Here is a 21,819-nt window from a genome sequence, read left to right on the forward strand (position 1 = left end):
ATGGAATATGTGTTCACGTTGAAATACCGGCTTGCCGTGGAAGACAGAGATACGGATGCGATCGTCGAGCGGTTGGGCGAGGCAGGCTGCGACGATGCGACGGTGGGCGTGGGACAGCCGGGCCGTCTGGGACTGCTTTTTTCCCGCGAAGGCGCAACCGCGCTCGCGGCGGTGACAAGCGCGCTCAAGGATGTGAAACGCGCGGTGCCGTCCGCGCGGCTTGTCGAGGCTGGGCCCGATTTCGTCGGCCTGACCGACGTTGCCGAGGTGGCTGGGGTGTCGCGACAAAACATGCGCAAGCTGATGCTGAGCCATGCTACCGACTTCCCCCCGCCGGTTCACGAGGGCAGTACCTCCGTATGGCACCTGGCGGACGTGCTCGAATGGCTAACCGCGCGAGGCGGCTACGACATCAAGGCAGACGTGGCGGACGTCGCCAGATTGGCAAAGCAGATCAATCTTGCTAGAGAGGCACGTCAGATTGAGCCGCGCGTGAACCGCCAGCTTGGCAACCTGGTGGCGTAGACGAGGCGGAAGCAGGCTGATGAGGCGTGGAAATTGTGCCTCGATGTAATAGCTGACCGGACCCGGACCGATTCTGGCACGAGCAGGACGAGTGAAGGCTGAACCGCTGCGATTTACGCGTTTGTCCGCCTTCGGCAGCGCCTGGCGCAAAGCGTTAAAATCGCGCACCCACGCCACATTTGTTTGTTGTAACTGGCGCTGGCGCGTCGATCATAAATTTTACGAACGATCGTTCACAAATTTTCATTTTGCGCTAAACTGGCACGCAAGCCCTGATTCCACATGAAGGTCCTCGATTTACAGTGTCCGCATGGCCATCGGTTCGAAGGTTGGTTCGCTTCGACTGATGACTTCGAATCGCAGCAGTCCCGCAAGCTCGTCGAATGTCCGATCTGCGGCGCGAACGAAGTGAGCCGTTTGCCGTCTGCGCCGCGCCTGAATCTGTCGGGTGTAGCCGAGACGAAGGCGCCGGCAGGCATGGCGGAAATGCAGGCGCACGTCATGCGTGCGCTGCGCGAGGTACTGGAAAAGACCGAGAACGTGGGCGACCGCTTCGCCGAGGAAGCGCGGCGCATTCACTACAACGAAGCGCCCGCACGCAATATTCGCGGTGTCACGACGCCCGAAGATGCGCGTGCCTTGGTCGAGGAAGGCATCGAAGTGATGCCGCTGCCGGTCCCGGCGGCCCTGAAGGAACCGCTGCAATAACGTAGTGGCTCCCTGGCGCCGGGTGAGGTGGTGGCCAGGAGACACTACGTATGAATCTGGATTATTCCCCCGCCGAAGACGCGTTCCGCACCGACATCCGCGCCTGGCTCGAAGCAAATCTGCCTCGCGAGCTCAGCGACAAGGTACTCAATCACAAACGTCTCTCCCGCGAAGATTTCGCGAGCTGGCACAAGCTGCTCGGCACGCGAGGCTGGTCGGTGATCGCGTGGCCGCGCGAGTATGGCGGCCCGGGCTGGGACGCTACGCAACGGCACATCTGGGAAGAGGAGTGCGCGCGTATCGGCGCGCCGTCCGTGCTGCCTTTCGGTGTATCGATGGTGGCGCCCGTGCTGATGAAGTACGGCAATGAGGCGCAGAAACGTCATTATCTGCCGCGCATTCTCGACGGCACCGACTGGTGGTGCCAAGGCTATTCGGAGCCGGGTTCGGGCTCCGACCTCGCATCGCTGCGCACACGCGCAGAGCGCGTCGGCGATCACTACGTGGTCAATGGCCAGAAGACCTGGACCACGCTCGGCCAGTACGCCGACATGATGTTCTGTCTCGTGCGCACCGACAGTGGCGCCAAAAAGCAGGAGGGCATCTCGTTCCTGCTGATCGACATGAAGACGCCGGGCATTACCGTGCGGCCCATCATCACGCTCGACGAAGACCACGAAGTCAACGAAGTGTTTTTCGAAGACGTGAAAGTCCCGGTCGAGAATCTGGTCGGCGAAGAAAATCGCGGCTGGACCTACGCGAAGTACCTGCTCGGGCATGAGCGCACCGGCATTGCGCGAGTCGGCGCGTCGAAGCGCGAACTCGCGTTCCTGAAGCGTCTCGCGCTGAATCAGAAAAAGAACGGCAAGTCGCTGCTGCAGGATCCGGTGTTTGCCGCGAAGGTCGCGAATCTGGAGATCGAGCTGATGGCGCTCGAAGTCACGGTGCAGCGCGTGGTCGCCAACGAGGCGGGCGGGCGCGGGCCGGGACCGGAAGCGTCGATGTTGAAGATCAAGGGCACCGAGGTGCAGCAGGGACTTACCGAGCTGATGTTCGAAGCGGTCGGCCCGCTGGCCGCGCCGTTCGACGTACCGTTCCTCGAAGGTGAGCATGAGCACAGCCTTGCTGGCGACGACGATGCCGCACCGCTTGCCGCGTACTACTTCAACTTCCGCAAGACGTCGATTTATGGCGGCTCGAACGAAATTCAAAAGAACATCATCGCGCAGATGATTCTCGGACTTTGAGGAGCGGCGCATGGACTTCACTTTCAACGACGAACAACAGCAATTCGCCGACGCGCTGCGCCGCTATCTCGACAAGAGCTACGGTTTCGAGGCGCGTCAGGAAATCGTGCGCTCCGCCGCGGGTGTTTCGGATACGCATTGGGCCGCCTTCGCCGAACTGGGCCTGACCGCGTTGCCGGTGCCGGAAGCGCAGGGCGGTTTTAACGGCGGTCCGATCGACATGCTGGTGGTGATGCAGGAGCTCGGCCGCGCGCTGGTCATCGAGCCGTACTGGTCGACCGCGGTGGGTATCGAGGCGCTGCGCATCGCCGGTACCGGTGACGGCGAAGATGCCGCGCTGCTCGAACGGGCAGCTCAGGGCGAGTGCAAACTGGCGGTCGCATTTCACGAACCGCATGCACGCTACGATCTGTTCGACGTCGCCACGACCGCGATCGGTTCGAATGACGGGCAACAAACGTTGAGCGGGGCGAAATCGGTCGTGCTGCACGGCGCGCAGGCTGATCACTGGATCGTGCCGGCACGCCTGAATGGCGAGCTCGCGCTCTTTGTCGTCGCGCGCGGCGCGGCGGGCGCGAAGGTAACCGAATACCGTACGATCGACGGCCAACGCGCCGCGACGCTCGAATTCAACGGCACGCCCGCCCGCCGGCTCGCCGGGCAGCACGCAGGCGCGGCGGCCCTCGAGCAGATCGCCGACTACGGCACGCTGTTGCTGTGCGCGGAGGCGATCGGCGTGCTCGACGCGCTGAACCACGCAACCGTCGACTACACGAAAACGCGCCAGCAGTTCGGACAGCCCATCGCGCGCTTCCAGGCGTTGCAGCATCGGATGGTCGAAATGCTGATTCACGCGGAGCAGGCGCGTTCCGTCACGTATCTGGCGGCGATGCGCTACGCGAGCGAATCGCCCGACGAGCGCCGTCGCGCAATTTCCGCGGCGAAGGTACGGGTCGGCCAGGCCGCGCGCTTCGTCGGTCAGCAGGCGGTGCAACTGCACGGCGGCATGGGCGTGACGAACGAAGTCGCGGCTGCGCACCTGTTCAAGCGCCTTGCGATCATCGAGACCACGCTCGGCGATGTCGATCATCATCTCGCGCGCTTTGCTTCGCTGCCCGGCTTCGCTGTCGTCGAAGGCTGAGCGGGCCGTTCAATTGCATCAAGGAGCTGGACGATGGGAATCAGTTTCGAGGACATGGAAGTCGGCACGACCCGCGAAGTCGGCAAGCACACGTTCACGCGTGAAGAGATCGTCGAGTTCGCGCAGAAGTTCGATCCGCAGCCGTTTCATCTCGACGAAGCGGCTGCGGCCGAGTCGCCGTTTCGCGGTCTGGTGGCGAGCGGCTGGCACACGTGTTCGGTGATGATGGGCATGCTGGTGCGTAACGTGCTCGTGGGCTCGACGTCGATGGGCTCGCCCGGCATCGACGAAATCCGCTGGCTGAAGCCGGTGCGTGTCGGCGATACGATCACGATGATGAACGTCATCGTCGACAGGCGCGTGTCGGAGAGCAAGCCCGATCGCGGCATCGTGTCGACGCGCTGGGAAGGCATCAATCAGCATGGCGAAACAGTGATCACGGTGAGCTCGAAGGGCATGTTCGGGCTGCGCAATCCGGGAGCGGCCGCATGACGGCGAGCGCGACGCAAGTCGCGAGGTTCGGCGATGCGGCGGCATTGCGGGCATTGGTCGGCGCGGAGTCCCTCACGAGCGAATGGCTGACGGTCGATCAGGACAAGGTCAACCGCTTCGCCGACGCAACCGGCGACCATCAATGGATTCACATCGACCCGGAGCGGGCCACGCGCGAATCGCCGTTCGGCGGCCCGGTCGCGCATGGCTTCCTGACGTTATCGCTGATTCCGGCTTTGCTCGGCAAGACGGTGAAAATCGAGCAGCGCATGGGCGTCAACTATGGTCTGAATCGCGTGCGCTTCATGTCGCCGGTGCTGGTCGGTTCATTGCTGCGCGCGAAATTCGCGGTGGAATCGGTGACCGACGTGGAGAACGGTGGTGTGCAGGCGGTGTGGAACGTGACGGTCGAGCGGCAGGGTGGTGAGCGGCCGGTGTGCGTCGCCGAGTTCATCACGCGGCATTACTTTTGAGGTTCGCTGCGCGGTAGAAGCACACGTAGACACAAGCGCGGACGCAGACAAAAGCGCAGGCAATAAAAAGCGCGAGCCGGCATGAATGCCGCTCGCGCTTTTTCTTTGCGCCGATGCGTGTCGGCGCATGTCGGCACGAGTTAGCGCATGCCGACGCGAAAGCGCACGACTTAGTGCTTCGCGTACTGCGTCGCGCCGAACAGCATCTCCTTCGCCTTGTCGTCCATCAGCGGCACACGCGCGGACGCGAGCACGTCGACGCCGCGCACCACCGCCGGCCGCGCGGCGATTTCTTCGTGCCAGCGCTTCACGTTCGGCAATGCATCGAGCTCAATGCCCTGGTTCTTCCACGACCGCGTCCATGGGAATGCGGCAATGTCCGCGATCGTATAGTCGTTGCCCGCGAGATAGCGGGTCTTGCCGAGCTGCGCGTCCATCACGCCGTACAAACGTCGCGCCTCGTTGGTGTAGCGGTTGACCGCGTATTCGATCTGCTCGGGCGCATAGACGCGGAAGTGATGCGTTTGTCCCAGCATCGGCCCGAGGCCGCCCATCTGGAACATCAGCCATTGCAGCACCGAGTAGCGCGCGGCCGGATCCGTGGGCAGGAACTTGCCGGTTTTCTCGGCGAGATAAATCAGGATCGCTCCCGATTCGAACAGCGCGAACGGCCGACCGTCGGCGCCTTTCGGACCGTCGGAGTCGACGATCGCGGGAATCTTGTTGTTGGGACTGATGGCGAGAAATTCTGGCTTGAACTGATCGCCGGCGCCGATGTTCACGCCATGCACGGTGTAGGGCAGGCCCGTTTCCTCGAGCATGATGTGGACCTTGTGGCCGTTCGGGGTCGCCCAGCTATAAACGTCGATCATCCTGGCTCCTTGTTCTTCGTCGTCGTTGCAGCGGCGCCGCGAAGAGGGCGCCGCCAGTGCCGAAAATTAGAGCATAGATCGCGTGATGCTGCTGGCCGCGGCGGCGAATCGAAACGCCCTCGATCACGTCGCTGCGAAGCTTATATTCGCGGCGCGCCGGTCGGGTCGGTCGAGCCGATCGACCCGAACCGGCTCAGATCCCATCACGCCTACTCAAAACCGCGTAACCGGCATCTCCACCCGAGCCGCCGCGCCGGCATCCATATGACGCGCGAGTTCGAGCTTGGCGATCGCGTTGCGGTGCACTTCGTCCGGGCCGTCGGCGAAACGCAGCGTGCGCGCCGATGCGTACGCATACGCGAGCGGGAAATCGTCGCTGACGCCGCCGCCGCCGTGCGCCTGAATCGCCCAGTCGATCACCTGGCAGGCCATGTTCGGCGCGACCACCTTGATCATCGCGATCTCGCCGCGCGCGCCCTTGTTGCCGACGGTGTCCATCATGTACGCGGTCTTCAGCGTGAGCAGACGCGCCTGCTCGATCATGCAGCGCGCCTCGGCGAGACGTTCCTGCGTCACGCCCTGCGACGAGACCGGCTTGCCGAACGCGACGCGCTGCAACGAGCGCTTCGCCATCAGTTCGATCGCGCGTTCGGCGAGACCGATCAGCCGCATGCAATGATGGATGCGGCCCGGTCCGAGGCGGCCTTGCGCGATCTCGAAGCCGCGGCCTTCGCCGAGCAGCATGTTGGCGGCGGGCACGCGGACGTTATTGAGCGTGATCTCCATGTGGCCGTGCGGTGCGTCGTCGTAACCGAACACGGTGAGCGGGCGGTGCACGGTGATGCCGGTGGCGTCGGCGGGCACGAGAATCATCGACTGCTGTTGATGGCGCGGCGCGTCGGGATCGGTCTTGCCCATCACGATGTAGACCTTGCAGCGCGGATCGCCCGCGCCCGACGACCACCACTTGTGGCCGTTGATCACGTAATGGTCGCCATCGCGCACGATGCTGGTCTGGATGTTGGTCGCATCCGACGACGCCACCTCCGGCTCCGTCATCAGAAACGCCGAACGGATCTGTCCTTGCAGCAGCGGGTCGAGCCATTCGCGCTTGTTGTCTTCGCTGCCGTAGCGCTCGATGGTCTCCATGTTGCCGGTGTCGGGCGCGCTGCAGTTGAACACTTCCGGCGCCCAGGGTACGCGGCCCATGATTTCGCACAGCGGCGCGTATTCGAGATTCGTCAGTCCGGCGCCGCGCTCCGATTGCGGCAGGAACAGATTCCACAGGCCGGCTTCGCGCGCTTTGTGCTTGAGTTGCTCGATCAGTTCGGTCGGCAGCCATGCATTGCCGTTCTGCCGGTTGCGCGCAACCTCGGCATAGAACGCCTGCTCGTTCGGATAGATATGCTCGTCGAAGAACGCGAGCAGTTTTTCACGCAACGCCTGAACCTTCGGGGTGTAATCGAAATTCATCTGGGACCTCGCGGATAACGGACTGCGGATGATGGGGGCGGGGCGCGCAAGTTCACGCGCACGCGTGCTCGGGAGCGCGCCGTGCCGGGGCAGGTGCAGCCCCGACACGTCATTGCATGGAGCGGACCTTTAGCGAACCTCTAACGGACCTTCTGCGCGTAGCGCCAGGCCAGTTCGGCCATCGGCTTCGCGCGTCGGCCGGCATCGAGTGCCTGCGCGTTCGACGCGGTGCCATCGACGACGCGTTTCATGATCCCCTGCAGGATCGCGGCGATGCGGAACATGTTGTACGCCAGATAGAAGTTCCAGTCGCCGTGGATTTCGAAGCCGGTGCGTTGGCAATAGCGCTTCACGTACTGCGCTTCGTCGGGAATGCCGAGCGCGGCCCAATCGAGCCCCGCGATGCCGCGGAACTGCGCCGGATCGACGTGCCACGCCATGCAGTGATACGCGAAGTCGGCGAGCGGATCGCCGAGCGTCGACAGTTCCCAGTCGAGCACCGCGAGCACGCGCGGCTCATCGCGCGCGAAGATCAGATTGTCGAGCCGGTAGTCGCCGTGCACGACCGATGCATGCTCGCCGGTTTCCGCCGGCATATGCTGCGGCAGCCACTCGATCAGCCGATGCATCGCGTCGATCGGCTCGGTCTCGGACGCCAGATACTGCTTGCTCCAGCGACCGATCTGCCGCGCGAAGTAATTGCCTGGCTTGCCGTAATCGGCGAGGCCGGCGGCGGTGACGTCGACGCTATGCAAGGCCGCGATCACGCGATTCATTTCGTCGTAGATCGCCGCGCGCTCAGCCGGCGTCATGCCGGGCAGCGACTGATCCCACAGCACGCGGCCCTCGACGAACTCCATCACGTAGAACGCGCGTCCGATCACGCTTTCGTCCTCGCACAGCGCGAGCATCTGCGCGACCGGCACGTCGGTGCCGGCGAGCGCGCTCATCACGCGGTATTCGCGTTCGATCGCATGCGCGGACGGCAGCAGCTTCGCCGCGGGTCCGGGCTTCGCGCGCATTACGTACGAGCGCGACGGCGTGACGAGCTTGAAGGTGGGATTGGATTGCCCGCCCGCGAATTGTTCGAGCGTGAGCGGCCCGGCGAATCCGTCGACGTGGCCGGCCAGCCATGCGGCGAGCGCGTCGTTGTCGAAGCGTTGCCGCTCGTTGACCGGGCGGGTGCCCTCGAAGGCCGAATAATCCTGTTTGTGTGCGGGTTCGCCGGTCTGCGTGGCTTGCGCCATGTGTCTCCTCCAGTTCGGTGTCAGCTACGCTGGTATCGAATAAATTGTGCGTAGAGCATTTCCATCGTGGTGTTGCGGACGTCGCGATGCAACGGCGACGGCGGTGAATAGTTGAGCATGCGCAGCACCCAGTCGCGCGACTCCGCACCGACGTCGAGCGCGTTGATGCAGCCGGTCGCCTGCGATAGATGGCCGAAGAACGTTCGCCCGCCCGCGGTCAGCGCGTGCGACAGGATCGCGCGATTGACGCCGCCATGCAGCACTAGCAGCAGGGTGTCCCACGAGGTGTCCTCGCGCAACGCCGCGACGGCCGGCAGCACGCGATCGAACAGCTCGCCGATTGTCTCGCCGTCGAGAAAGCGCGTGCTTTCCGGCACGATGCCGTCGAATACGCCGAGAAACGCCGCCTCGATATCGCTCGGCGGAATGCTGCCGAGCCGGCCACCGTGAATCTCCTGCAGCGCGGGCTCGATGTCGAGTTCGATCTGCTGGCCGGTTTCGGCGAGCACGCGTTGCGCGGTTTCGACCGTGCGCGGCAAGCCGCTGACGATCACGCGATCGAAGCGAACCTGCTGCTCGGCGAACACGCGGCCCGCGGCGCTGGCCTGCTCGCGGCCGTTCGCGTTCAGCGGCACGGTTTGCGGGTCGATCGCGCGGCCGGAGTCGTCGAAGTAGGTGACGTCGCCGTGGCGCATCAGGAAGATGCGGCGACGTTTCGGCAGTTGGTAGTCGGGCATGTCGGGCGGCTCACTCCTCGTTTATTTGTAGATCGGCGCGCGTTTTTCGAGGAACGCGGTGATGCCTTCGAGGCCGTCGCGATGATGCAGCGACGCAACGAAGTTGTCGCGCTCCGCGACCAGATGGTCCGCGAGCGGCTGCGTGCCGGCCGCGGCAATCAGCCCCTTGATGCGCGCGACCGAGTTGGGCGAAATCGTGCCGAGTTCGTCGGCCCATGCGAGCGCGTTATCGAGCGCGGTGCCGGCTTTCGCGAGCCGGTTGACGACGCCGAGTTCGTGTAGACGCGCGGCGCCGATCGGTTTCGCTTCGATCAGCACTTCGGTGGCGAGCTGGCGCGGCAGCGCCTGGGCAAGAAACCACGAGCCGCCGCCGTCGGGCGTGAGGCCGACGCGCGCATACGACATCGCGAACTTCGCGTTGTCGGCGGCGACGATCAGATCGCAGGCGAGCGCGAGCGAAAATCCCGCGCCGGCCGCCGCGCCTTCGACCGCCGCGATCACCGGCTTCGACGACAGCCGTAGCGCCGAAATCCACTCGCCGAGCAGGTCGATGCTCTCGGCCTGCACGGACGGATCTTTCGCGCGATTTTCGAGCAGGCGGTTCAGATTGCCGCCCGCACAGAAGAAGTTGTCGGCGCCGGTGACCACGACCGCGCGGATCGACGGATCGCGCTCGATGGTGTCGAATGCCTCGATGCCGGCCGCGTACATGTCCGGGTGCAGCGCGTTGCGCGCGCCCGGATTCGACAGGGTGAGGACCAGCGTCGATTCGCTGCTGGCCGGACGTGAAGCGAGCAGGGCGGCGCTCATGAGCGGGTCTCCTCAGCGGTATCCGCCGCATCGCGCTGCGTCAGCGACAGACCGAGTTGCGCGCGTCTTGCGAGCCACGGCGACGGACGGTAGCGCGGGTCGCCGAGCACGCTGAACATGTTGCGCAGGATCGTCAGAATGGTGGCGGCGCCCAGCGCATCGCCCAACGCGAGCGGTCCGCGCGGATAGCCGAGGCCGAGCGTGACGGCGAGGTCGATGTCTTCCGGCGTCGCGATCTGCTTTTGCGCAATGTCGCAGCCGATGTTGACGATCGTCGCGACTACGCGTTGCGCGACGAAGCCGGTCGAATCGCGGATCACCGTGACGGGAATGTCGTCGGCGGCGAACAGCGCATGCGCTTCGTCGCGTGCGGCGCGGGTGGTGGCCGGGGTGGTCATCAGCGTGCGGCGTTGCGCGCCGACGAGCGGAAAGAGCGCATCGACGGCAACGACGCGGCTCGCGTCGAGCGCTTCGTCGATCGCGGCCGTGGTCGCGTCGTGGCCGAACGGCGTAACCACGATCAGCGAACCGGCGGCGGGTGTCGCGCCTTCGTCGAGTTTCACGCCTGCTTTACCGACGAGTTGCGCGACTGCGTCATATGCCTGCGGATAGCGCTTGCTGACCCACACGCTCGACGGCAGCGCGCTCGGCGCGGGCGCTTCGGCGGGCACCTGCTGCTTGCCGTCCACATAATGATAAAAACCTTCGCCGCTCTTGCGGCCGAGCAGGCCGCCCGAGAGCCGTGTGCCGGTGATCGGCGACGGCGTATAGCGCGGTTCTTCGTAGAACTGGTGATAGATCGACTCCATCACCGGATGCGACACGTCGAGCGCGGTCAGGTCCAGCAGCTCGAACGGTCCGAGGCGAAAGCCCGCCTGCTCGCGCATGATGCGGTCGATGTCCGCGAAACTCGCGACGCCTTCGCCCGCCACCCGCAGACCCTCGGTATTCATCCCACGGCCGGCATGATTGACGATGAAGCCGGGCATGTCCTTCGCGCGTACCGGCGTGTGGCCCATGCGGCGCGATAGCTCCATCAGCGCGTCGCCGGCCGCGGGGTCGCTGCGCAGCCCGTCGATCACTTCGACGACCTTCATCAGCGGCACGGGATTGAAGAAGTGGTAGCCGACCACGCGCGACGGATCGGTACAACTTGCGGCGATCGCGGTGATCGACAGCGACGACGTGTTCGACGCCAGGATGCAGCGGCCGCTCACCACGGTTTCGAGCTCGCGAAAGAGCGCCTGCTTAACGTCGAGCTTTTCGACGATCGCTTCCACGACCAGATCGCAGCCGGCGAGCTCGCCGACGGTCTGCACGCCGCTCACGTTCGCGAGCGCGGCGAGCGAGCGCGATTGTTCGAGCTTGCCTTTGGCCGTCAATTTGGCGAAAGTCTCCGCGAGGTAGTCGCGCGCGGCGCCGACGGCGGCCGGGTTGGTGTCGTAGAGCCGCACGCGCAGGCCCGCGAGCGCCGCGATCTGTGCGATGCCGCGGCCCATGGCGCCAGTGCCGACGATGCCGATGGTTTCGATGCTGAAATTGCGAGAGTTCATTGCGTTGCCCGACTCCATGGTTTTTTTAGAATAGCACGACCGTGCAATTTACTGGATGATTTGATTGAACGCCGCCGTTCGACCTCGACGCGCGGTCTCGTACAACGTGAAAAAGGAGACACCCGATGATCAAGCTGTGCGGCTTTGCGCTTTCCAACTACTACAACAAGGTCAAATTCGTGCTGCTCGAGCACGGCATTGCATTCGAGGAAGTGTTCGTCACGCCGAGTCAGGACAACACGCTGCTCGAGCATTCGCCGCTTGGCAAGGTGCCGTATCTGCAGACCGAAGACGGCGATCTGTGCGAGTCGCAGTGCATCGTCGAGTATCTGGCGGCGCGTTTTCCCGACAAGCAGATTTTCTCGGCCGATCCGTGGCTGGCCGCGAAGGAGCGCGAGATGATCTTCTTCGTCGACGTGCATCTCGAACTGACGGCGCGCAATCTGTACAAGGAGGCGTTTTTTGGCGGCACGGTCAGCGACGGGACCAAGGGGCATATCGAGAAGCTGCTGATGCACCACATTGCCGGCTTCAAGCGGATCGCGAAGCTTGCGCCGTATCTGTGCGGCGAACGGTTCAGCGTCGCGGATACCGCCGGCTACGTCAGCCTGCCGCTCGTGGGCGCGGCGACGCAAGCCGTCTACGGCCGCGATTTTCTGCTCGAGGCGGGGATCGACTGGAAGAGCTACGTGAAGACGATCAATGCGCGGCCGGCGGCGCAGCGCGTGACGGAAGATCGCAAGGCGTATATCGCGGCGTCGCGTCCGTCCTGAGGCAACGACCCCGGTTGGATGAAGCGCGCATGGGCGGTCGACGCCCGCCCATGTCGCATCGCGCGATGGCAAGGAACGTGGATTCGTTCGTGACATCGCGCGGTACCTCCTAGAGCCGCGCGAGACGTTCGAGCGCGGTGGCGAGCGTGCTTTCCTGCTTGGCGAAGCAGAAGCGCACCACACCCGATTCGTGCGCCTCGTGATAGAACGCCGAGACTGGAATGGCCGCGACGCCGATTTCGCCGGTCAGCCATTGCGCGAACTCGGCTTCGGGCAGATCGCTGATCGCCGAATAATCGACGCACTGGAAATACGTGCCCGTACACGGCAGCAGCCTGAAGCGCGAATTCGCGAGGCCGGCGCGGAAGAAGTCGCGCTTCTTCTGATAGAACGCCGGCAGATCCAGATACGGCGCGGGGTTCTGCATGTAATCGGCGAGACCGATCTGCATCGGCGTGTTGACGGTGAACACGTTGAACTGGTGCACCTTGCGGAACTCGGCGGTGAGCGCGGCGGGGGCCGCGACATAGCCGACCTTCCAGCCCGTCACGTGATAGGTCTTGCCGAAGCTCGACACCACGAAGCTGCGCTGCGCGAGCTCCGGATAACGCGCGACGCTTTCATGCGGCGCGCCGTCGTAGACCATGTGCTCGTACACCTCGTCGGACAGGATCAGCACATTGGTGCCGCGCACGATCTCCTCGAGCTTGCGCATGTCGTCGGCGCGCCAGACCGTGCCGGTCGGATTGTGCGGCGTGTTGATCATGATGAGCCGCGTTTTCGGCGTGATCGCGGCGGCGAGCTTGTCGAACGGGATTGCGTAATCGGGCGCGTCGAGCGTGACGAACACGGGCTTGCCACCCGCCAGTTCGATCGACGGCAGATAGCTGTCGTAGGTCGGCTCGATCACGACGACTTCGTCGCCCGGATGCACGGTGCAGAGGATCGCGGTCAAGAGCGCCTGGGTAGCGCCCGCGGTCACGGTGATTTCGCTATTGGCGTCGTAGCGGCGGCCGTACAGGTTCGCGATCTTGTTCGCGATCGCCTCGCGCAACGGCAGCACGCCGGCCATCGGCGGGTACTGGTTGTGGCCGTCGCGCATCGCGTTCGCGACCGCGTCGACGATGCGCGGATCGCAGGCGAAGTCGGGAAAGCCCTGGCCCAGGTTCACCGCGCCTTTTTCCGCGGCGAGCGCGCTCATCACGGTGAAGATCGTCGTGCCGACGTTCGGCAGGCGAGACGGAAACGTGGGGCTGGTGGGCGTGTCGTGCGGTGCGTTCATGGCGTGGTTCGTGGCAGGGCGATGGGTTGGCCGGGTTCTCGAACGTCGAGGTCGTGCGTTACGAAGCGTGAAGCCTGATTGTAGGGAATCGCGATGCGCTGTGCGCGCCGCGCAGTTCACGTTAGCCTTCCGGCCAGGTCGGGATGAGCCAGGTTCAGCAGCGGGGCGCAAAGCAGAATGCAACTGAGGACGCGGCTGGCCGGGCTCGGCTTACACGGTGACGGGCTCGCCGCCGGCGTTCTGCGCGATGCCGGCCGCCTCGACGAACGGCGCCGGCTGAGCGATCCGGAAGCCGAAATCGCGTGCGACCCGTTTTGCGAGCTTTAGCACCGCGCGATCTTTCGAAACCAGCCAGTCGGCTTGCGCCGTGTGCGCGAGTTCGAGAAATTTCTGGTCGTCGCGATCCTTGCATTTGGGCAGCGGGCGCGGGCTGTCGGCGGGCTCGGGCGGCTCGGGTGTCTCGACCCTCTGCGCGAGCCGCGCGACCACTGCGAGCGCGGCGGCCTTGTCGACGTTGCGGTGCGCGAACTGCGGATAGTCGAGCACGTACGCGAGTTCGCCGAGGCAGCGCGCGTTGATCAGCGCGGCGAGCGCGCCGCTTTCGAGCGCAGCCGCGATCGGCCGCGTGTGCGGGTCGTCGAATACGAGAATATCGATCCACACATTGGAATCGAGCACGACGCGCAGCGCGCCGGTTGAGGCGTGGGAATCGGGCATTCGTTACAATCGGGCTTTCGTCTTTGACCACCAGGCACGGCGTGCCTGTATGCAAGCCTCTATGATAATCGTTCTGTCGCCGGCGAAATCGCTCGACTACGACACCCCCCCGCACGTCAGGAAGCACACGATCCCCGATTTCGTCGACGACGCAGCCGAGCTGATCGACGATTTGCGCCGTTTGTCGCCGCAGCAGATCGCTTCGCTGATGGGTATTTCCGATCAACTCGCGCACCTCAATTTCCAGCGTTACGCGGACTGGTCGCCGCAATTCGGCACGCACAACGCCAAGCAGGCGGTGCTTGCCTTCAACGGCGACGTGTACGAAGGCTTCGACGCGAAGACGCTGTCGTCGGCTGATCTCGACTATGCGCAGAACCACGTGCGCGTGCTGTCGGGCCTGTACGGCCTGCTGCGCCCGCTCGATCTGCTGCAGCCGTACCGGCTCGAAATGGGTACGCGCTTCGCCAATCCGCGCGGCAAGGATCTGTACGCGTTCTGGGGCGAGCGTATTACGCAGGCGTTGAACGCGCAGTTGAAGAAGAACGCGGCGGGCTCGCGCGTGCTGGTCAATTGCGCGTCGGGCGAGTACTTCAAGTCGGTCAAGCCGAAGCTGCTCGATGCACCGGTCGTCACGCCGGTATTCGAGGACTGGAAGGGCGGTCGCTACAAGATCATCAGCTTCCACGCAAAACGTGCGCGCGGCCTGATGGCGCGTTTCGCGGTGGAAAACCGGTTCGATCGTCCCGAGCAGTTGAAGGCGTTCGATACGGAAGGCTACGAGTTCAGCGCGGAAGCGTCGAACGATTCCACTTATGTGTTCCGCCGCCGCATCGCCGAATAAGCGTGTTGCGCTATCGGGTGGTGAGCCGGTAACGAGCTGGTCGCGGCCAGGCAGCCGGCAGCCGGCGAAGATCCAGGCAGGGAAGAATCTGATGACCTTATCGATTACGAGCAATTTCGACGCGGGCGCGATCGACGTGCTGTCCTGCGAGGACGCCGGCAATATCCGCCTGCGCGTGCGGCCCGACAGTCACGCCGAGTTCGCGCAGTGGTTCTATTTCCGTCTGTCCGGCGCGGCCGGCGAGCGTTGCGTGATGACGTTCGAGAACGCCGCCGCGTGTGCGTTTCCCGAAGGCTGGCGCGATTATCGGGCGGTCGCGAGCTATGACCGCGTGAACTGGTTCCGCGTGCCGACCTCATACGACGGCAACGTGCTGACGATCGATCACACGCCGGATTTCGACAGCATTTACTACGCGTATTTCGAGCCGTATGGCGAGGAGCGTCACGCGGAGTTTCTCGGCGCCGTGCAGCAGATGCCGCATGCGGCGCTGACTGAACTCGGCAGGACGGTCGAAGGGCGGCCGGTTTCGCTGCTGACGCTCGCCACGCCCACGGAGGCCGCTGCCAACGCTGCGCCGAAAAAGAAGATCTGGCTGATCGCGCGCCAGCATCCGGGCGAGACGATGGCCGAATGGTTTATCGAAGGGCTGGTGAAGCGGCTTGTCGGCTGGGGCGATTGGGCCGGCGATCCGGTTGCGCGCAAGCTCTATGAGCACGCGGTGTTCTACATCGTGCCGAACATGAATCCGGACGGTAGCGTGCACGGCAACCTGCGCACCAATGCGGCCGGCGCGAATCTGAATCGCGAATGGATGGAGCCGGACGCCGCGCGCAGTCCCGAGGTGCTGGTGGTGCGCGACGCGATTCACGCGACGGGCTGCGACCTGTTCTTCGATATCCATGGCGACGAGGCGTTGCCGTATGTGTTCGTCGCGGGATCCGAGATGCTGCCGGGCTTCACCGAGAAGCAGGGGCGCGAGCAGAAGGCGTTCATCGAAGCGTTCAAGCATGCGAGCCCTGACTTCCAGGACAAGTACGGCTATGCGGCGAGCAAGTATCGCGAGGATGCGTTGAAGCTCGCGTCGAAATACATCGGCAACGAATTCGGTTGTCTGTCGCTGACGCTGGAAATGCCGTTCAAGGACAACGCAAATCTGCCCGACGAGCGCGTGGGCTGGAACGGCGAGCGTAGCGCGTCGCTTGGCGCCGCGATGCTGCAGGCGATTCTGCGACACGTGGAGACGTTCGCTTAAATCTCACGGGACGGACGCGCGAAGAAACGAGGCACGCACAAGGTTTTGTGCGTGCCTCGTTTTTTATGGGCTCGACGGATTGGAGCGACGACGCGAGTTCATCGGCCCTTAGACCTCAGTGGGTCTTTTTCTTCGTGGATTTGCTCGACTTCGACGATTTCGTCGTCGATTTCTTCGAGGTCTTGCCGCTTACCGCGTGCTTGCCCTTGCCGCCCTTGTGCTTGCCCGACGCACCGCGCGATTCGCTGTGCGCGCGGTTCGGCGGCACCGGGTCATTCCAGCTGAACGCGAGCATCTGCGAGCCGACATAGCCGCAGCGGAATTTGAGATCGGCTGGCTCGCCGGAGTCGTTCGGGCGCACGCCAACGCCTTCGACGGTGACGATGCTGTCCACCTTGACGCGCTGCTTGCCTTCGTCGAATGAATCGTTCCACGGCGTGACCGACGAGTGGGCGCTATCGAACGAACTGGGCGGAAATTCGACATGGTCGAACGCAGTCGACGTGCTGGCGACGAAATTGCCATGCGCGGCGCAATCCGCGACGAGCGGATCGGCATGCATCTCGTTCATGAATCTGCTGACAAGGTCATTGTGCTGTTCGAGTTGATCGGCGAAGGCGGGAGCCGTGCAGATGAGCGAGAGACTCGCTGCGCAGGCTGCCAACTGGCCGACCACCCGCAGCAATCGGCGCGGTAAGTTGGTGCGATCCATCTAGTTCTTCAGATGCAAATGGGAGGGGAGGCAAATAAGATGCCCCGCAAAAGGGTTGAGTTCAATCTTGCTGCAAATAATTTGTCTTGTCCTGGTGGGAGCGCTCGATAAGCGTCACACGGCACGCGGGTGATTATCACAGATACGCGCGGGGCCACACCAAAGCGCGAATTTTCAGGTGCGCGGGCCGCCGAGGCGATAGCGTCGCACGTCGTACGTGGTGACCCACGCAGGGCGGTAGACCGCGATCAACGCGGTTGCCATGCCGGTAAACCACGCTTCACCGGTGGCGAGCAGCAACACGCTGAGCGCGTAGCCGGCCGGCACTACGGTCAGCGAACCGTCGGAGAGCCCGATATGAATGCCGAGCGCCGCTGCGGCGGTCAGCGAGACGGCAAGGGCGGGTGAAACGAAGCCCTGGCCAAAGATGAACATGAAGAAATTGCGTGGCAGCCACGCGATACAGATACGCTGCAGCAGCGTCGAAATGCCGACAGGCAACGCGCCGTACACGAGGAACGTGACCGCAATGCCTTGCCATGGAGCATCGAAGACGACGGCGGCGAGACCCGTGACGACCGCCATCGCGATCAGTGCCAGCCCCCAGTCGAACAGCGTGACGACGAGTGTGGCGCCGAGCAGGTGCATCACGGTGCCGTCGTCGAGCCAGGCGTTGCTCGCCCACAGCACCGACACCGCGACGATGATCGCGAGCCAGACATGCTGGAGCGTGCTGTCCTGAAGTCTTTTGAAAGGATTTTTCCACAGCGCGAGCACAACCACCATCGCAGTGGCAATCCAGCCACCGACAGCGACCCAGAACGGAAGCGGTGTGTAGAGGAAACCCATGAGTCCATATTACTCGTTGGACGACAAAAGGTGTGAGCGGATTCCATGCCAGTCGTCGCTCACGCTGCGTGGGTGCGGGCATGCGAACGCCCGTGTGCATCCGACCGACGTCACGCCGAACCGGGTGTGACCGACTTCGGTGCGGCCGTGGGCTGAGTCGCGTCGCCATAGGGCGTGGCGGGCTCGGCGGCTATCGGCAGCGCGGCGCTGGTGTCGCTGGCGGGCAACGGATACTGGAATCGCGTGCGTTTGTGATGTCGCAGCGGGACCGGGCCCGGTTGTCCGCGCGTGACAGGGCGTGCGGTGTTCTCGCCGTTGTTGCGTAGAACCTGCAAATGATTCGTCAGCCAGCCGTTGTAGAGCGCGACCGCGGCGGCGCGATTGGGCGCGCCGAGTTGCTGGAAGATGCTGGTCAGGTGGATCTTGACCGTGCCTTCGCTAATGCCGAGCGTGCGCGCAATCATCTTGTTGGTGCTGCCCATGTGCACGCAGCGCATGATCTGCTCCTGACGTGGCGACAGCATGCTCGAAAGTTTGTTGCGGCGTGGCGGCGGATTCTTTTCGTCGAATAGGCGGATCGTCGTGTCGGGCGGCAACGGGGGATCGATTGCCAAGGCGCCCGGCGGGACGTAGTGACCGCCGAGCAGCACCATTTCGAGCGCACGTACGATCAGGCACGGATCGGTATCGCGCGGCACGACACCGAGCACGCCTTCGTCCATCAACGCGCGCACGAGAGCGGGGACGGTGCCATCGGTAAGTACGCTCACCCGCAAATCGGGATAGTGGCTGAGCAGCGTGCGGACATCCGCTACGGTCATCCAGTTTTCCCAGTCGATCACGACGAGATCGGGCCGATAGCGCTTGAAGGGGCGCGCGAGCAGACGCCAGTTATCGGCTTCGGTAAAGCGCGCCAGTCGATCGATTTGCCGCAGCAAAGCCTTGAGTCCATCACGTCGTTCCGCGTTTGAATTGAGAATCGAGAAGCGCATGCATGTCTCCAGATGAGTCGGGCGAAATTGCGCGACGCATCTGGTTGGCCTGCGAAACTGATTCACTCACGGCGATGCGTCACCGTGCCTATGATGACAAATTCCCTTCAATTTGACGGCTGTCCAAAAGGCATAGGAAACGTAGTCATATCAACAAAAAAGCCCCGTATTAACGGGGCTTTTTTGCGATAGCGCGCAGACGTGCGCGTTGGGACTCAGTGGAAATGCGGCTGAGCGGGCTCGGCGTCTTCCGGCATTTCCGCATGGACGATTTCGCCGAGCGGGTCCGCATACAGCGGCACGCCGCAGTCGTCGCAATATTCCGGCTCGAAGCGGCCCGCGTGGCGGCGCACGTCGGTAATGCCGGTCTCCTTGAGCAGGGCGACGATTTCCTCGAGCGGATCGTCCGAGGCGGCGACTTCCTGCGGTTCTTCGTCGATACCCGGCTCGCCGTTTTCACGGCCATAGAGCGGCCACACGACGCCGTAGATCACGTCGTTGCTGCCGCGGCGCGTGAAGCCGACGCGGTACTCGTCGATACGTCGCTCGCCGAAGCCTGCGACTACGGCGCGCAAGTCTTGCGGCGCGGCGCCAATTGTGTCGAATAGATAACGCACGGCAGTGCGCACGGTGTGGGGACGCACGCTTTCGTCGGCGTCGCGGCAAGCCGAGTAGTACGCATCCGGCAGCAGGCATTCGAATTCGCAGCCCGGCAGCACCAGCGACAGATTCGCGCCGCCTTGCGTGGCCCACTGTTCGAGACACTGGCCACGTTCGATGCGGCTGCCGTGCTCTTCTTCCTGCCAGCGGAAGGTCGCCTCGCCCACGGGCGCGGCCACGACGGCGAGCAGAAAGCGCGGGTCGGCCAGAATCGGCGAGGTTTCCGGCAGTTCGCCGAAATTAAGCTTTGCATTGCCGCCGGCTACGGCCGTCTGCGCGAGTTGCTGGGCGATCCGCCACGTTTCGACATGATGTCGCGGCAGCTGGTCGATGCTGTAGAGGAACGGCGCCATCGCGACCCGGGTGTTCGCGGCGAGCACGTGCGCTTGCAGATGCGCGCGCAATGCGTCGGCGGCATCGGACTTGAGCGGACCGGACGGAATGACGTAGCGGGTCCAGGCGAGCACGGGCGCGGCGATCAGCAGCGCTTCGTAGGACACGCCTTCGTGTTCGAGCACGAACGATTCGCTATGCGTTTCCGCCATGTCGGCGAGTGCGCCATAGGCGTCGGGATGATTTTGCTGCAGATGGTCGAGCGCGGCGTCCAGTGTGGTCTGATTGGCGTTGCGCACGATTTTGGCCAGTAACGCGTCGAGCTTCGCTTCCCAGAAGCGATCTTCGGTGCGGCTGCCCGACGCGAAAAGCGCGAGCGAGAGACCGACGAGCTTGTCGGCATCAGGGGGGAGTCGTTTGGCGATTCGCGAGCGCATAAATCTGGAAAAATTGGGGGCACGGAACCTTATATTCTAGTCTTTTCCGAGCCGCTATATCGTTTGGTCGACAATCTCCGGCCGATCAATGCGTTCTTATCCCAAAAAAATGGCTAATCCTCACGCACTCTCACGTGGCGCACATCGCCTTGGCCTGATGGTATAAGAGACCCCCGAGCGCGCGGCGCGCTTCTATACTGACGGCGTTCAGCGGGCGCCGGACAGGCGTATATCAATTGATTGCCACGGTCTGGCGCAATAGGAGATTCATCGTGAAATCGGACCAACTGATCGAACGTCTTGCCGCTGTATTTGCGCTGATTGTGCTGGTGGGCGGTTCGCTGCTGGTGCTGGCGCCTTTCACGACAGCCTTGCTGTGGGGCGCCATTCTCAGCTACAGCTCCTGGGGGCTCTACCGACGGCTCACGACGGCGGTCGGCGGCCGGCGTAAGCTGGCTGCGACTTTGATCGTGTTGATCATTCTGGTTGTCGTGCTGGGGCCATTCGTCTATGCGGGTTTTGCGTTTGGCGCGCATGTGCATGACATCACCGCACTGGTGCAAAGACTCTTCGAATCCGGATTGCCCGACTTGCCGTCATGGGTGCAGCGGATTCCGCTGGTGGGCTCGAGTATCGAGGCGTTCTGGGAGCGCGTGACCAGCAGCAATTCGGAATTGATTGCGCAACTGCGCACGCTGGCGGCGCCGGCCGGCAAGTGGATTCTGGCTGCGGCGCTTGCGGTGACGCACGGGCTGGGGCTGCTGGCGTTGAGCATCGTGCTCGCGTTTTTCTTTTATACGGGCGGCGAGGGGGCGGCTGCGTGGCTGAATGCCGGAATGCGTCGGATTGCCGGCGAGCGGGCCGATTATCTGCTCGCGCTGGCGGGTAGCACGGTGAAGGGTGTCGTCTACGGGATTCTCGGCACGGCGCTCGTTCAGGCAGTTCTGGCGGGATTTGGCTGCTGGATTGCGGGCGTACCGGCGCCGGCGTTGCTTGGGCTTGTGACGTTTTTTCTGTCGGTGGTACCGGGCGGTCCGGTTATCGTGTGGTTGCCGGCGGCCATCTGGCTCTACCAGGGGGGCGCGACGGGATGGGCGATCTTTCTGGTCGTGTGGGGCGTGTTGGTCGTCAGCATGGCCGACAACGTCATCAAGCCGATTCTGATCGGCAAAAATAGCGATATGCCGTTGATTCTGGTGATGCTGGGTATTCTTGGCGGCGCGTTGGCTTTTGGTTTTCTCGGTGTTTTCATCGGACCGACCTTGTTGGCGGTCGCTTATACCGTCGTGCATGACTGGACGATCGGCGCATCCGCGGGCAGGACTGTGCCGTTGGAGGTGAGTACTCCGACTGTGGGCGAACCAGCGCGCATCGAAAAGGCTCCCTCAGGAAAACCCTAGGCTTTCGCTTGCAAGTTCGGGGAGCAGCGACTAGAATCTCGCTCTTTCGTGCTTCGGACACCGGGGCACGGGGAAGCGGGAGAGCCTTAGGTGGCGAGCGTTCCAGCGACGTGAACAGGTTAAGGAAGTGATAAAAACCTGTTGACGGTTCGATGAAAAGTCTCCATAATCTCGTTTCTCTGCTGCAGACGCAGCGACGCAAACGAAGCGGTGCCGGTGGTTGTAGGTGCTGTGATTTGCGAACGATCTTTAAAAACTAACAGCCGATAAGTGTGGGCGCTTGATGC

The 21,819-nt window shown here is 63.5% G+C and carries 22 protein-coding genes; 10 read left to right on the forward strand and 12 right to left on the reverse strand.

What is annotated here, in order from left to right; genetic code table 11:
- The 6 genes from HHL14_RS20125 to HHL14_RS20150 all read left to right on the forward strand — a co-directional run bounded on the left by HHL14_RS20125 (window position 1) and on the right by HHL14_RS20150 (window position 4,586).
- Window positions 1-525: a helix-turn-helix transcriptional regulator gene (locus HHL14_RS20125; RefSeq protein WP_169499365.1), complete on the forward strand. Its 525-nt coding sequence runs from the start codon at window positions 1-3 to the stop codon at window positions 523-525.
- Between the two features lie 282 nt (window positions 526-807).
- Window positions 808-1,233 (forward strand): DUF1178 family protein, encoded by a 426-nt coding sequence (locus HHL14_RS20130; protein ID WP_169499366.1) that lies wholly within the window; start codon window positions 808-810, stop codon window positions 1,231-1,233.
- 50 nt (window positions 1,234-1,283) lie between these two features.
- Window positions 1,284-2,480 carry an acyl-CoA dehydrogenase family protein gene (locus tag HHL14_RS20135; protein WP_169499367.1) on the forward strand — a complete coding sequence of 399 codons (1,197 nt, stop codon included), beginning with the start codon at window positions 1,284-1,286 and terminating at the stop codon, window positions 2,478-2,480.
- 10 nt (window positions 2,481-2,490) lie between these two features.
- Window positions 2,491-3,621, forward strand: coding sequence for an acyl-CoA dehydrogenase family protein (locus tag HHL14_RS20140; RefSeq protein ID WP_169499368.1), 1,131 nt, complete (start codon window positions 2,491-2,493; stop codon window positions 3,619-3,621).
- A gap of 33 nt (window positions 3,622-3,654) precedes the next feature.
- Entirely contained in the window at window positions 3,655-4,113 is a 459-nt protein-coding gene (locus tag HHL14_RS20145; protein ID WP_169499369.1) for a MaoC family dehydratase, read from the forward strand.
- Window positions 4,110-4,586: a MaoC family dehydratase gene (locus HHL14_RS20150; RefSeq protein ID WP_169499370.1), complete on the forward strand. Its 477-nt coding sequence runs from the start codon at window positions 4,110-4,112 to the stop codon at window positions 4,584-4,586. Before HHL14_RS20145 ends, HHL14_RS20150 begins: the two co-directional genes overlap by 4 nt.
- A 170-nt stretch (window positions 4,587-4,756) precedes the next feature.
- Here HHL14_RS20150 and HHL14_RS20155 read toward each other — a convergent pair whose 3' ends face one another.
- The 6 genes from HHL14_RS20155 to HHL14_RS20180 form a co-directional block, all read right to left on the reverse strand.
- Window positions 4,757-5,458 carry a glutathione binding-like protein gene (locus HHL14_RS20155; protein WP_169499371.1) on the reverse strand — a complete coding sequence of 234 codons (702 nt, stop codon included), beginning with the start codon at window positions 5,456-5,458 and terminating at the stop codon, window positions 4,757-4,759.
- 213 nt (window positions 5,459-5,671) lie between these two features.
- The gene (locus HHL14_RS20160) at window positions 5,672-6,931 is read right to left on the reverse strand and encodes an acyl-CoA dehydrogenase family protein (RefSeq protein ID WP_169499372.1); all 1,260 of its coding nucleotides are present in this window, start codon (window positions 6,929-6,931) and stop codon (window positions 5,672-5,674) included.
- 140 nt (window positions 6,932-7,071) lie between these two features.
- Complete coding sequence (locus HHL14_RS20165; RefSeq protein ID WP_169499373.1) at window positions 7,072-8,178, reverse strand: phosphotransferase; 1,107 nt, start codon at window positions 8,176-8,178, stop codon at window positions 7,072-7,074.
- A gap of 20 nt (window positions 8,179-8,198) precedes the next feature.
- Window positions 8,199-8,915: a histidine phosphatase family protein gene (locus HHL14_RS20170; RefSeq protein WP_169499374.1), complete on the reverse strand. Its 717-nt coding sequence runs from the start codon at window positions 8,913-8,915 to the stop codon at window positions 8,199-8,201.
- A 21-nt stretch (window positions 8,916-8,936) separates the two neighbouring features.
- Entirely contained in the window at window positions 8,937-9,725 is a 789-nt protein-coding gene (locus HHL14_RS20175) for an oxepin-CoA hydrolase, alternative type (protein WP_169499375.1), read from the reverse strand.
- Window positions 9,722-11,278 carry a 3-hydroxyacyl-CoA dehydrogenase gene (locus tag HHL14_RS20180; RefSeq protein ID WP_230413140.1) on the reverse strand — a complete coding sequence of 519 codons (1,557 nt, stop codon included), beginning with the start codon at window positions 11,276-11,278 and terminating at the stop codon, window positions 9,722-9,724. Before HHL14_RS20180 ends, HHL14_RS20175 begins: the two co-directional genes overlap by 4 nt.
- Window positions 11,279-11,403: 125 nt before the next feature.
- Here HHL14_RS20180 and HHL14_RS20185 point away from each other — a divergent pair, with 125 nt between their 5' ends.
- Window positions 11,404-12,051, forward strand: coding sequence for a glutathione S-transferase family protein (locus HHL14_RS20185; protein WP_169499377.1), 648 nt, complete (start codon window positions 11,404-11,406; stop codon window positions 12,049-12,051).
- 109 nt (window positions 12,052-12,160) lie between these two features.
- Here HHL14_RS20185 and HHL14_RS20190 read toward each other — a convergent pair whose 3' ends face one another.
- Window positions 12,161-13,333: a pyridoxal phosphate-dependent aminotransferase gene (locus HHL14_RS20190; protein ID WP_169499378.1), complete on the reverse strand. Its 1,173-nt coding sequence runs from the start codon at window positions 13,331-13,333 to the stop codon at window positions 12,161-12,163.
- 210 nt (window positions 13,334-13,543) lie between these two features.
- Window positions 13,544-14,050, reverse strand: coding sequence for a putative toxin-antitoxin system toxin component, PIN family (locus tag HHL14_RS20195; RefSeq protein ID WP_169499379.1), 507 nt, complete (start codon window positions 14,048-14,050; stop codon window positions 13,544-13,546).
- A gap of 61 nt (window positions 14,051-14,111) precedes the next feature.
- Between HHL14_RS20195 and yaaA the strand changes: the two genes are divergently transcribed.
- Together yaaA and HHL14_RS20205 are read left to right on the forward strand one after the other, a co-directional pair.
- The gene (gene yaaA, locus HHL14_RS20200; RefSeq protein WP_169499380.1) at window positions 14,112-14,894 is read left to right on the forward strand and encodes a peroxide stress protein YaaA; all 783 of its coding nucleotides are present in this window, start codon (window positions 14,112-14,114) and stop codon (window positions 14,892-14,894) included.
- 91 nt (window positions 14,895-14,985) lie between these two features.
- Window positions 14,986-16,149: a M14 family metallopeptidase gene (locus HHL14_RS20205; protein WP_169499381.1), complete on the forward strand. Its 1,164-nt coding sequence runs from the start codon at window positions 14,986-14,988 to the stop codon at window positions 16,147-16,149.
- A 115-nt stretch (window positions 16,150-16,264) separates the two neighbouring features.
- Here HHL14_RS20205 and HHL14_RS20210 read toward each other — a convergent pair whose 3' ends face one another.
- From HHL14_RS20210 to HHL14_RS20225, 4 genes are all read right to left on the reverse strand, one after another.
- The gene (locus HHL14_RS20210) at window positions 16,265-16,861 is read right to left on the reverse strand and encodes a BspC domain-containing protein (protein WP_169499382.1); all 597 of its coding nucleotides are present in this window, start codon (window positions 16,859-16,861) and stop codon (window positions 16,265-16,267) included.
- 174 nt (window positions 16,862-17,035) lie between these two features.
- Entirely contained in the window at window positions 17,036-17,710 is a 675-nt protein-coding gene (locus HHL14_RS20215) for an energy-coupling factor ABC transporter permease (RefSeq protein ID WP_169499383.1), read from the reverse strand.
- 110 nt (window positions 17,711-17,820) lie between these two features.
- Window positions 17,821-18,702 carry a response regulator transcription factor gene (locus HHL14_RS20220; protein ID WP_169499384.1) on the reverse strand — a complete coding sequence of 294 codons (882 nt, stop codon included), beginning with the start codon at window positions 18,700-18,702 and terminating at the stop codon, window positions 17,821-17,823.
- Window positions 18,703-18,917: 215 nt separating this feature from the next.
- Window positions 18,918-20,132, reverse strand: coding sequence for a DUF2863 family protein (locus HHL14_RS20225; RefSeq protein WP_169499385.1), 1,215 nt, complete (start codon window positions 20,130-20,132; stop codon window positions 18,918-18,920).
- 272 nt (window positions 20,133-20,404) lie between these two features.
- Here HHL14_RS20225 and HHL14_RS20230 point away from each other — a divergent pair, with 272 nt between their 5' ends.
- Complete coding sequence (locus HHL14_RS20230) at window positions 20,405-21,532, forward strand: AI-2E family transporter (protein WP_329601705.1); 1,128 nt, start codon at window positions 20,405-20,407, stop codon at window positions 21,530-21,532.
- Window positions 21,533-21,819: the final 287 nt, after the last annotated feature.

Source organism: Paraburkholderia antibiotica (assembly GCF_012927125.1).
GTDB classification, from domain to species: Bacteria; Pseudomonadota; Gammaproteobacteria; order Burkholderiales; family Burkholderiaceae; genus Paraburkholderia; species Paraburkholderia antibiotica.

Excerpts from the sequence above, each read along its gene's own strand:
- HHL14_RS20190 (WP_169499378.1), bottom strand. The coding sequence starts at position 13,333 with ATGAACGCACCGCACGACACGCCCACCAGCCCCACGTTTCCGTCTCGC.
- HHL14_RS20145 (WP_169499369.1), top strand. The coding sequence starts at position 3,655 with ATGGGAATCAGTTTCGAGGACATGGAAGTCGGCACGACCCGCGAAGTC.
- HHL14_RS20225 (WP_169499385.1), bottom strand. The coding sequence starts at position 20,132 with ATGCGCTCGCGAATCGCCAAACGACTCCCCCCTGATGCCGACAAGCTC.
- HHL14_RS20130 (WP_169499366.1), top strand. The coding sequence starts at position 808 with ATGAAGGTCCTCGATTTACAGTGTCCGCATGGCCATCGGTTCGAAGGT.
- HHL14_RS20220 (WP_169499384.1), bottom strand. The coding sequence starts at position 18,702 with ATGCGCTTCTCGATTCTCAATTCAAACGCGGAACGACGTGATGGACTC.
- HHL14_RS20160 (WP_169499372.1), bottom strand. The coding sequence starts at position 6,931 with ATGAATTTCGATTACACCCCGAAGGTTCAGGCGTTGCGTGAAAAACTG.
- HHL14_RS20135 (WP_169499367.1), top strand. The coding sequence starts at position 1,284 with ATGAATCTGGATTATTCCCCCGCCGAAGACGCGTTCCGCACCGACATC.
- HHL14_RS20140 (WP_169499368.1), top strand. The coding sequence starts at position 2,491 with ATGGACTTCACTTTCAACGACGAACAACAGCAATTCGCCGACGCGCTG.
- HHL14_RS20175 (WP_169499375.1), bottom strand. The coding sequence starts at position 9,725 with ATGAGCGCCGCCCTGCTCGCTTCACGTCCGGCCAGCAGCGAATCGACG.
- HHL14_RS20205 (WP_169499381.1), top strand. The coding sequence starts at position 14,986 with ATGACCTTATCGATTACGAGCAATTTCGACGCGGGCGCGATCGACGTG.
- HHL14_RS20195 (WP_169499379.1), bottom strand. The coding sequence starts at position 14,050 with ATGCCCGATTCCCACGCCTCAACCGGCGCGCTGCGCGTCGTGCTCGAT.
- HHL14_RS20185 (WP_169499377.1), top strand. The coding sequence starts at position 11,404 with ATGATCAAGCTGTGCGGCTTTGCGCTTTCCAACTACTACAACAAGGTC.
- HHL14_RS20150 (WP_169499370.1), top strand. The coding sequence starts at position 4,110 with ATGACGGCGAGCGCGACGCAAGTCGCGAGGTTCGGCGATGCGGCGGCA.
- HHL14_RS20180 (WP_230413140.1), bottom strand. The coding sequence starts at position 11,278 with ATGAACTCTCGCAATTTCAGCATCGAAACCATCGGCATCGTCGGCACT.
- HHL14_RS20125 (WP_169499365.1), top strand. The coding sequence starts at position 1 with ATGGAATATGTGTTCACGTTGAAATACCGGCTTGCCGTGGAAGACAGA.
- HHL14_RS20155 (WP_169499371.1), bottom strand. The coding sequence starts at position 5,458 with ATGATCGACGTTTATAGCTGGGCGACCCCGAACGGCCACAAGGTCCAC.
- yaaA (WP_169499380.1), top strand. The coding sequence starts at position 14,112 with ATGATAATCGTTCTGTCGCCGGCGAAATCGCTCGACTACGACACCCCC.
- HHL14_RS20215 (WP_169499383.1), bottom strand. The coding sequence starts at position 17,710 with ATGGGTTTCCTCTACACACCGCTTCCGTTCTGGGTCGCTGTCGGTGGC.
- HHL14_RS20165 (WP_169499373.1), bottom strand. The coding sequence starts at position 8,178 with ATGGCGCAAGCCACGCAGACCGGCGAACCCGCACACAAACAGGATTAT.
- HHL14_RS20170 (WP_169499374.1), bottom strand. The coding sequence starts at position 8,915 with ATGCCCGACTACCAACTGCCGAAACGTCGCCGCATCTTCCTGATGCGC.
- HHL14_RS20210 (WP_169499382.1), bottom strand. The coding sequence starts at position 16,861 with ATGGATCGCACCAACTTACCGCGCCGATTGCTGCGGGTGGTCGGCCAG.